This window comes from Actinomyces sp. 565, assembly GCF_010365615.1.
Taxonomy (GTDB): domain Bacteria; phylum Actinomycetota; class Actinomycetes; order Actinomycetales; family Actinomycetaceae; genus Actinomyces.
The window spans coordinates 106,307-111,535 of record NZ_PIZD01000022.1 but is presented as its reverse complement, the minus strand read 5'-3'; the positions used below and the strand labels follow the sequence as shown (position 1 = coordinate 111,535).

At 65.8% G+C, this 5,229-nt stretch carries 7 protein-coding genes; 5 read left to right on the top strand and 2 right to left on the bottom strand.

Translation table 11 applies throughout. The annotated features are described in order from the left end of the window. Positions 1–307: hypothetical protein (locus GZ997_RS04510; protein WP_203233985.1), on the top strand; the 307-nt coding region annotated here is incomplete at its 5' end. A 62-nt stretch (positions 308–369) separates the two neighbouring features. Here GZ997_RS04510 and GZ997_RS04505 read toward each other — a convergent pair. Together GZ997_RS04505 and GZ997_RS04500 are read right to left on the bottom strand one after the other, a co-directional pair. After that, positions 370–765: a PIN domain-containing protein gene (locus GZ997_RS04505; protein ID WP_237564180.1), complete on the bottom strand. Its 396-nt coding sequence runs from the start codon at positions 763–765 to the stop codon at positions 370–372. Further along, the gene (locus GZ997_RS04500) at positions 762–989 is read right to left on the bottom strand and encodes a toxin-antitoxin system antitoxin subunit (protein ID WP_162679015.1); all 228 of its coding nucleotides are present in this window, start codon (positions 987–989) and stop codon (positions 762–764) included. Before GZ997_RS04500 ends, GZ997_RS04505 begins: the two co-directional genes overlap by 4 nt. A gap of 337 nt (positions 990–1,326) precedes the next feature. On the opposite strand from GZ997_RS04500, the gene GZ997_RS04495 reads away from it, so the two are divergent. The 4 genes from GZ997_RS04495 to GZ997_RS04480 all read left to right on the top strand — a co-directional run bounded on the left by GZ997_RS04495 (position 1,327) and on the right by GZ997_RS04480 (position 5,216). Further along, complete coding sequence (locus tag GZ997_RS04495) at positions 1,327–2,664, top strand: ABC transporter substrate-binding protein (RefSeq protein ID WP_162679014.1); 1,338 nt, start codon at positions 1,327–1,329, stop codon at positions 2,662–2,664. A 150-nt stretch (positions 2,665–2,814) separates the two neighbouring features. Continuing rightward, positions 2,815–3,660, top strand: a complete 846-nt coding sequence (locus tag GZ997_RS04490) for a sugar ABC transporter permease (RefSeq protein ID WP_161924960.1) — start codon at positions 2,815–2,817, stop codon at positions 3,658–3,660. A gap of 44 nt (positions 3,661–3,704) precedes the next feature. Beyond that, positions 3,705–4,565 (top strand): carbohydrate ABC transporter permease, encoded by an 861-nt coding sequence (locus GZ997_RS04485; protein ID WP_238994271.1) that lies wholly within the window; start codon positions 3,705–3,707, stop codon positions 4,563–4,565. A gap of 12 nt (positions 4,566–4,577) precedes the next feature. Further along, positions 4,578–5,216, top strand: a complete 639-nt coding sequence (locus tag GZ997_RS04480; protein ID WP_162679013.1) for a DUF624 domain-containing protein — start codon at positions 4,578–4,580, stop codon at positions 5,214–5,216. Positions 5,217–5,229: the final 13 nt, after the last annotated feature.

The window sequence follows — 5,229 nt, the reverse complement described above, 5'->3', positions numbered from 1 at the left end:
CGGCCCCGGCACCCACGCGGTGCCGGGGCCGCCGGCTTCCGCGGAGAACAACGGGATGCACGAGTTGAAGGGGAGTCCCATGACTGTAACCGGCGAGCGCACGCGGCACCGTCGGCCGACTGCCAGGCGGGTGGCCGCGCAGTTCCTGTGGTCGCTCATGGTGGCGCGAGTCCTGCTGGGGCTGGAGAACGGCGACCTGCTGTCCATCGAGGCGTGGCTGACCCCGCGTGTCTGGCTGTATCCACTCTTCTTCGGAGTCATGGGCGTGTACTCCTACCTGTACTGGATGCGCCACCGGGACGACTGAGCACACCGCCTGGCGAGGCGGGGCGTGCTTGATGTCGGCGCCGGGCCGGTGGCGTCGGCAGGTTAGACGGCGATGAGGCGCAGAGTGGGGGTGACGGCGCGCAGGTCGCCCGGGTCCGAGGTCACCACCGCGTGGCCATGCTCGTGGGCGTGCAGTGCCACATGGACGTCGACGATGTCAGGGTGTCCGCTGCGGCGGCATAGCAGCCCCACCGCCCGCGCCGTCACATCGTCCAGCGGGATGACCTGAACCGCGGGGTCACCGAGCAGGCGGGCGACACGCGCTTGGCGGGGTCCTCCTCGCCAGGCTTGGGCGACGACGCCGGCGGGTACTGCCAGTGCCATCCCGGCCTCGGTCGCCCGGCGCAGCAGGGCCCGCATTCTGGCGTCGCCGCGCTCGAGCGCCAGCAGCGCCCCGGTGTCCAGGGTCAGGCCCGTGACCTCGACGTCCGTAGTCACGCCAGTCCGAGGGCGCGGTCGGCCCAGGCCAGGTCGGCGTCGTCGACCTGGCCCAGCTCGCGGTCCAAGTCATCGAGCAGCTCGGTCAGGCCGTCTTCGCGCTCGGCGCGGGCGACCGCGGCGCTGATGTACCCGGACACCGACGCCGCCCGCCCCTGCGCAACCGCGCGCCGGATCGAGCTGACCTGCGCATCCGGGAGGCTTACCGCAATCTTCTGAGTCATACCAGAATCATACCGCTCGGGTCGGAATGCGGCAGCGGCATGACAGGCGGAGGTTGGCGTGAGGGGCGGTGTGAGGACGAGTACCGGCCTGCAATGGGTCGGCGCAGTCCTTGCAAAAAGGTTACAGGATGGGGCTGTGAATGCACACAAAACCCCGCATCCGCCCATGAATGCCCCGAATCTGGTTTGCAAGGCTTGCAACAAGCCGGGGTGTCGTGTGTAATGGGGGCGTCAGCGCCGTCGGGCGATGGGCCGCTTCGCGGTTCGTGACGCACGATTGGCAGCCGCTCTCTCCGGGCCTCGGTCCGGCAACTCCGTGTCCAAGGGAGGACAATCAATGCGACCCATCACCCGTCGCTCTATGCTCGGTGGCTCCGCGGCGGTCGCGCTCGCCGCGACTCTGGCCGCCTGCTCCAACGGGTCCGACTCCGGCGACTCCGGGACCGGCTCGGTCTACTTCCTGAACTTCAAGCCCGAGGCCGAGGAGGCTTTCAAGACCATCGCCTCCACCTACACCGAGAAGACCGGTGTCCAGGTCAAGGTCGTCACCGCCGCCTCCGGCACCTACGAGCAGACCCTGCAGACCGAGGTAGCCAAGTCCAACCCGCCCACGATCTTCAACATCAATGGCCCGGTCGGCCTGGCCACCTGGCAGGACTACGCGCTCGACATCTCGGACGCAGACTTCGTCAAGGACCTCACCGACCCGTCCATGGCCCTGACCGACGATGCCGGCACCGTCTACGGCTCCCCGCTCGCAACCGAGGGCTATGGCCTGATCTACAACGGCGAGATCATGGACGCCTACTTCGCGACGGACGGCGCCAAGGCCTCCTCCATCGATGAGATCAAGGGCTTCGACAAGCTCAAGGAGGTCGTCGAGGACATGCAGTCCAAGAAGGACGAGCTGGGTATCGACGGTGTCTTCGCCTGTACCTCCTTCACCCCCGGTGAGGACTGGCGCTGGCAGACCCACCTGGCCAACTACCCCATCTACTACGAGTTCAAGGACAAGGGCGTCACCGACACTCCTGACCTCGAGCTGACCTACTCGGACAATTACCGGCAGATCTTCGACCTCTACCTCAACAACTCCACGGTCGAGCCCTCTGCGCTGTCCTCCAAGTACGTTTCGGACTCGATGGCCGAGTTCGCCCTGGGCAAGGCCGCCATGGTCCAGAACGGTAACTGGGCCTGGTCCCAGATCTCCGAGGTCGACGGCAACGTCGTCAAGGAGGACCAGATCCACTTCATGCCGATCTACATCGGCGTGGACGGCGAGGAGGACTCCGGCATCGCGCTGGGAACCGAGAACTTCCTGTCGATCAACTCCCAGGCCTCCGAGGCGGACCAGCAGGCCTCCATCGACTTCCTGAACTGGCTGTTCATGGATGCCGAGGCCGCCAAGCTGCTCACCGACAACTCCGTGGTCTCCATGGCTCCCTACTCGGCCTTCGCCGAGCTCGCCCCTGCCGACCCGCTCGGCGCCGAGGTCGTGGAGTACATGAACAACGATGACCTGTACCCGATCAACTGGGTCTTCCAGACCTTCCCGAGCCAGGACTTCAAGGACCAGGTCGGCCAGCACCTGTCCCAGTACGCCTCCGGCGCCGAGGATTGGGACGACGTCAAGAACTACTTCGTCGAGGAGTGGCACGCCGAGAAGAGCGCCTGATTCTCCGCACCCCGACAGTGGCCGTCGAGTGGCCCTTGTAGGATCGTGAATTGACGACGGCGGCGCCCGGTGACACTGCCGGGCGCCGCCTGTCATTCCCACTCAACCGCGCTGTCGCCGCCCCGCCTCCGTGAACCCCTCGAGACACACATGACCAAGTCGCTCAAGAAGTACTTCCTCGTTTTCACCGGCCCCACGCTGATCGCCTTCCTCATCGCGTTCATCGTGCCCTTCTTCATGGGCCTGTACCTGTCACTGACCAAATTCACCACGCTCACCAACGCCAAGTGGGTCGGCTTCGACAACTACCAGACCGCGCTGACCGGCAACACCGGCTTCGTCAAGGCGCTCGGCTTCACCGCCCTGGTCTCGGCCATCTCCATCATTACTGTCAACCTCGGCGCCTTCGTCCTGGCTTACCTGCTCACCCGCAAGCTGCGCGGCACCAACCTGTTCCGCTCGGTGTTCTTCATGCCGAACCTGATCGGCGGCATCGTCCTGGGCTACACCTGGCAGGTCATGCTCAACGCGATTCTGCGCCACTGGGGTCAGACCATCGTCAACGACTGGCGCCTGGGCATGGCCGGCCTGATCCTGCTGATCAACTGGCAGCTCATGGGCTACATGATGATTATCTACATCGCCGGTCTGCAGAACGTGCCGCCGGAGCTGATTGAGGCGTCCCAGATCGACGGCGCCGGAAAGTGGATGACCCTGCGCCACGTCACCATCCCGATGGTCATGCCCTCCATCACCATCTGCCTGTTCCTCACCCTGGCCAACACCTTCAAGATGTATGACCAGAACCTGGCGCTGACCAACGGCGCTCCGCTCAAGCAGACGCAGATGGCGGCGCTGAACATCGTCGACCTGATGTACAAGCAGGTCGGCAAGCAGGGCATCGCCCAGGCGCAGGCCGTCATCTTCTTCATCATCGTTTCCGTCATCGCCGTGCTGCAGCTGCGCGCGACCCGCGCCAAGGAGGTTGAAGCGTGAGCACCGAGACCCTCGCCCCCATGGGCCCGACGGCCATCAAGCCGATGCAGCCCTCCAAGCCCGCCCGCCGCAAGCAGACGGCCGGTCAGAACCTGCTCACGGCCCTGCTGGCGGTGCTTTCGCTGATCTGGATCATTCCGCTGCTGTTCATCCTGATCAACTCCTTCAAGGGCAAGTTCTTCATCTCCGACTCGCCCTTCTCCCTGCCCACCGGCGAGACCTTCGCCGGGCTGAGCAACTACATCACCGGTCTGCAGCTGTCCGGCTTCGCCCGGGCACTGGGCTGGTCGCTGTTCATCACCGTCGGCTCGGTGGCGGTGATCGTGCTGCTGACGGCCATGACCGCGTACTACATCACCCGCGTCAAGACCTGGTGGACCTCCCTGATCTACTACCTGTTCGCCTTCTCCATGATCGCCCCCTTCCAGCTGGTCATGTTCCCCACCGTCAAGATCGCCGACGCGCTGGGCCTGGCGACGCCGTGGGGCATGATCATCCTCTACCTGGGCTTCGGCGGCGGCCTGTCCGTGTTCCTGTTCGCGGGCTTCATCAAGTCCGTGCCGATGGACATCGAGGAGGCCGCCTACATGGACGGCTGCACCCCGCTGCAGAGCTACTTCCGGGTGGTGATGCCGCTGCTCAAGCCGACGTCGGTGACGGTCGCGGTCCTGAATGCCATGTGGGTGTGGAACGACTTCCTCCTGCCGAACCTGGTCATCGGCCAGGACGAGCGCTACAAGACGGTCCCCATCGTCATCCAGATGCTCGTCGGCTCCAACGGCAACCGCGACATGGGTGCCCAGATGGCCATGCTGGTTCTGGCCATCATCCCGATCGTCGTCTTCTACGCCTTCGGCCAGAAGTACATCGTCGAGGGCGTCGCCGCCGGCGCCGTCAAGGGTTGAGCCGCCCACGTCATGTCCGGTTTCCTAAGACCCGACTCGGCCTTCTACCGGGCGTGGTCTGCGGCCGCCGACCTCGTCGTCGTCAACCTGCTCACCCTGCTGGGGTGCCTGCCCATCATCACCGCGGGCGCAGCGCTTACCGCCTGCGCCCGCGTGGTGATGGAAATGGCGCGCGATGAGGACACCTACACGGTGCGCACCTGGTGGCACTCGTTCCGCACCAACCTGGCCCAGTCGCTGGCCTGGTGGCTGCCGGCGCTCGCCGCGGCGGGACTGGCCGCGTGGATGAACCTGTCGCTGTCCCAGCTGGGCGGCGCCGCACTGACTGGGCTGGTCGACGCCGGGGCGCTGCTCATCATCGCCGTCCTGATCTGGCTGGTGCCGCTGGTCGCCTTCTTCGACAACACCGTCGGCGCGCATGTGGCCAATGCGGCGCGCCTGGCCGTCGGGGCACTCGGCCGCACCGCCGTGTGCCTGCTTCTGCTTGCCGCCCCCGTGGTCTTGGTGGTGGCCCTGCCCGGCGCCTGCGCCGCCGCCGGCTGGTTCGTGGTGCTGCTCGGCGTCGCCTTCATCGGTTACCTCATGGCCCTGGTGCAGCGGCCCGTAATCGACCGTCTGCGCGCCGCCGCCCCAACTCGCCGGGGTCGGTAGAAGTTACGTGCCG

Bases quoted from the DNA above. Each gene is read 5' to 3' on its own strand.
- GZ997_RS04480 (WP_162679013.1), top strand. From the start codon at position 4,578: ATGTCCGGTTTCCTAAGACCCGACTCGGCCTTCTACCGGGCGTGGTCT.
- GZ997_RS04500 (WP_162679015.1), bottom strand. From the start codon at position 989: ATGACTCAGAAGATTGCGGTAAGCCTCCCGGATGCGCAGGTCAGCTCG.
- GZ997_RS04485 (WP_238994271.1), top strand. From the start codon at position 3,705: ATGCAGCCCTCCAAGCCCGCCCGCCGCAAGCAGACGGCCGGTCAGAAC.
- GZ997_RS04495 (WP_162679014.1), top strand. From the start codon at position 1,327: ATGCGACCCATCACCCGTCGCTCTATGCTCGGTGGCTCCGCGGCGGTC.
- GZ997_RS04490 (WP_161924960.1), top strand. From the start codon at position 2,815: ATGACCAAGTCGCTCAAGAAGTACTTCCTCGTTTTCACCGGCCCCACG.